The 2,986-nt window shown below is 23.4% G+C and carries 3 protein-coding genes; 1 reads left to right on the forward strand and 2 read right to left on the reverse strand.

The window, feature by feature from the left end; genetic code table 4:
- Window positions 1–129 precede the first annotated feature (129 nt).
- On the reverse strand, window positions 130–273 hold the full coding sequence (locus BST80_RS04765) for a hypothetical protein (RefSeq protein ID WP_415746198.1): 144 nt from the start codon (window positions 271–273) through the stop codon (window positions 130–132).
- 344 nt (window positions 274–617) lie between these two features.
- Here BST80_RS04765 and BST80_RS04770 point away from each other — a divergent pair, with 344 nt between their 5' ends.
- Entirely contained in the window at window positions 618–959 is a 342-nt protein-coding gene (locus BST80_RS04770) for a hypothetical protein (protein WP_415746199.1), read from the forward strand.
- A 290-nt stretch (window positions 960–1,249) separates the two neighbouring features.
- On the opposite strand, the gene BST80_RS04775 is transcribed toward BST80_RS04770, so the two are convergent.
- Entirely contained in the window at window positions 1,250–2,803 is a 1,554-nt protein-coding gene (locus BST80_RS04775) for a hypothetical protein (RefSeq protein ID WP_415746200.1), read from the reverse strand.
- Window positions 2,804–2,986 lie beyond the last annotated feature (183 nt).

A 2,986-nucleotide genomic window follows, 5' to 3' on the forward strand; every position in this document is an offset into this window, starting at 1 on the left:
ATAATTTAAATAAAAAAGTCATTTTTCGTTGTAGGAAAATATTAAATTTTTAAATAAAAGACATAATTAATTAAAATTATAATTTGCTATTAGTATCTTTTTAAAAATATTTACAATTATTTTNATAGGTTATGCAAGAAGTCTATTCAATAAATATTTATGTTTTTCACAAGTTCATAAAACTTTATTTGATAAAAATTCTTCAGTAATGAATGATATTGTTTTATAGCAGTTATCAATATCGCAAATTTGTTGTTGCTTATTAATTTTCATTACTTACTCCTTNCTTTTTATTAAGTTTTTTTATTAGCAAATTAATTAACTGAAACAGAGAAAAGACAACACCTTAAATTAGGAGAAAAAACAGGTACACTTTGTAAAGATTTCTAAGATATTTAATAAATGTGTAAACAACTTAAAGAGNGTATCAAAAAGTTGTTATAGTTTTTTTGTAAATATTTAATATACTGTCCTTTTTCTGAATCAATTAATAATTTTGATTTTACAAATAAAAAAATCATTTTAGTAAAGGGTTTAATTTATTATTCTTATTCAATTTCCGAGTTTTTTTCCAAAACCCCAATTTTTTTATACGGCCATCTAGGAGGGAAAATGTTATGATTGAAATGACAGTAAGAAAAACAAGTGAACAAGGGAATAATCATTATTCTTTTACTCAAACTTTATCATTTGATAATACAATTGGAGGAAAACGTAATGAAGAATCATTAAACCATAGTATTGCTCATGCAATAGCTTCTTTAAGAGTACAACATGGATTTTCTTGAGAGGATATTAATGAATGTATTAAAATTAAAAATGTTTCAGAAAAAAAAGAAATTAATACAAAAGACTTTGTTTTAAAATATCAAGAATTAATATTAGCGGAAGAGAAGACATTAGAGAAACTTGTTAGTCCTAGTCATATGTTAACAAATATTGATGATTTTTTTAAATAATTTTAAATGGGAAAGACAACGAAAAGTTAACAATTTAATTAAGAAAATATAATAAATGTGAGGTACCATATACATTTTAGACCNNNTANNNTTTTAAAAATNTTNACANNNATTTTAATAGGTTATGCAAGNNNTNNAATGAATAATGTGACAATTATTATTCACATACTAACCTTAATTATTAAAATAAANGGACCAGATTTATTATTTACATACCTNCTAGCATTAATGCTAGCAATTTTTATTGTTAATTTAAAAAANCAAGAAAACCTTGTTTTTTTAAATTAAACTTATTTTTTAGTAAATTCTAAGGTAAATAATGTTGATGTTCATCCAGTATAATAAACCGCATTATTTTTTCCAAATAATAAGTCAAAGTTTCAAACTANTCGCCGACGAAGTGAAAAAGTATCTTTAGTTTCATTTAAACTCACTTCGTGAACACTTTTTTCCCAATTACCAGTTGTAAAAATATCAATTCCTGGTAAATTTTTTGCTTGATTTGCTTCTTTAAAATCATTAATTAATATTTTTAAAACATCTTTGTATTTTCGGGTTTTTAAATTTAAAATTTTAGTAAAAGCTTCTTTGCTAAGATGGAATACTCCTGAATGCTCATTTGATTCTAATTTAAAATGATTATAAAAAGCAACTACTAACCGTCCATATTCCATTAACTTATTTGTTAAACCTTCCTCTGTAATTTCAACTTGAACTTTTAATGCTTGCCCATCATTCATTACTGCTCCAGATAATGGAAANCCTGCCACTTGAATTTTTGCNAAATTCACATGAAAATCAGCTAATCATAAGTTTTGACCTCCAGTATTAAAAACATTAACTAATGAACGATAAAACTTAACAAAATTTTCTGGAGTAATTTTATTAGGTTGATATCCTTTTCCGGTTCAAACATATGAAGCTGTATTTTCTCGAACAACATTAACACCATTAGTAGTATTATTAATTGCACTTGTTAGTAAACTCAATAAAGTTATTGAAGAATTATATTTAATATTCTTTACAAACTTTTGCAATTCGCTATCACTTTTAATTTTACTTTGTAACTTTTCTAAAATAATATTATCTAAATTAGCAAAACTAGCTGTATAGTTTANATCAAAATTTTGATAAATTGTAGCAAATTCAGGTGTTTTATCAATTTGAAAAATTCCTTCTTGATTGAAAAAATTAACAATTACTTTTGAAATTTTTTTAACCATCCCATTTAAAACAACTTTCATTTCTTCTGGATTATCAGTAATAACATATTGGATTACATAATCTGAAGTTGTTGTTAAAAGTTTAAACTTAACTTCAAATTGAAAATGGAAATCTAGTCTAACTGCTTTTACTGTTTCTAATCCTGGTCGATCTAAAATTGCTTGCAATTGAAACATATCAATAAAATTTAATTCATAACTTAAACTATCATTTAATAAATTAATTGGTTTACTATCAGGATAATAATTTGAATAGTCATTATAAATTTCATTATTAATATTATTAAAAACAGCAANAAAGCCATTTTTTAATGTTGCTAAAGCATCTATCGCATCTTTATCCATTTGGTCTAATTTTCTACTTTCAGTTTTCTTGTCAACCATTGTATACAGTTTATCAAATTTATTTTGATATTCAGTACTATTAATTGTATTTTTATTTTGTGCATAAACTGAAAAATTGTTGATAGCACGTTGTGAAATTTTATTTAAAATTTCCATATCTTTTCTAATACCATTTTCAGTATCATCAAGTTTAAGCGGCTTTTTACAACCGATAATTGGACTATATCCTGTCGTTGCAAAAAAAGTCATTCCTAATAAAATNATTAGTTTTTTCATTATTTAAAATCCCTTCGTTATATCTAATTTTATACTTTCTAATTATAACTTAAAAAAATTAAAACTTAAATATTATAATTACAGTTTCTGGTACGAACTGATGTTAAAATTTCTTTTTTAATTAGACTTCTTGCATAANCTATTAAAATAATTGTAAATATTTTTAAAAAGATACTAATAGCA

The sequence above is a fragment of the Spiroplasma sp. Moj genome, assembly GCF_016082285.1.
GTDB classification, from domain to species: domain Bacteria; phylum Bacillota_I; class Bacilli_A; order Mycoplasmatales; family Mycoplasmataceae; genus Spiroplasma; species Spiroplasma phoeniceum.